We start from the raw sequence: 553 nt of genomic DNA, 5'->3' as shown, positions 1-553 counted from the left end.
CGGTCATCAAACCCAGCCCTCAACCAAGCCCCTACGGCCATGCTAAGGCAGCATGGAACCGTGCGTGGGGGAGATTAGGCAGTTTCCCCGCGAGCAGCGCGCAGCTGCTGGAGGCGGTCTGCCAGAGTCTTTTCCAGTTCTTCTTCGGAACGGCGCTCAAGAAGCATGTCCCAGTGGGTACGGACAGGCTTTTCATTGCCCGGTTCTTCGGCCTTGGCTTCGCCGTGGACGAGCTTGGCTTCCTTACCGGTTTTGGTGTGCCAGGTTGCTGGAATTTCAGCTTCGGCAGCAAAGACGACGAAGACGGTCTCGCCCTCTTCGGTACGGTATTCCACACGCTGACGGGCAGCCGGCTCCACACCTGCCTCAGATTCCATGCTCTGTGCACCCAGGCGCATGCCTCGTAGGCTGCGATCGCTCATGTTTTCCCTCCGCGATGATTGAAGAATTCGCTACACGTACCAACGTTTGGCACTCGGAAATAATTCCCTCCGACTAGAGGTGAAGATAATTCTTGGTGCCAAAACATCCATTATACGCGTCTGCGGCGAGG

The 553-nt window shown here is 57.3% G+C and carries 1 protein-coding gene; it reads right to left on the bottom strand.

The window, feature by feature from the left end; translation table 11 throughout:
- Nucleotides 1–74: 74 nt before the first annotated feature.
- Entirely contained in the window at nt 75–422 is a 348-nt protein-coding gene (locus tag ACNPN0_RS05295) for an RNA polymerase-binding protein RbpA (protein ID WP_105657848.1), read from the bottom strand.
- Nucleotides 423–553: the final 131 nt, after the last annotated feature.

Source organism: Glutamicibacter sp. AGC84 (assembly GCF_053543575.1).
This window is presented reverse-complemented; position numbering and strand designations above follow the sequence as displayed.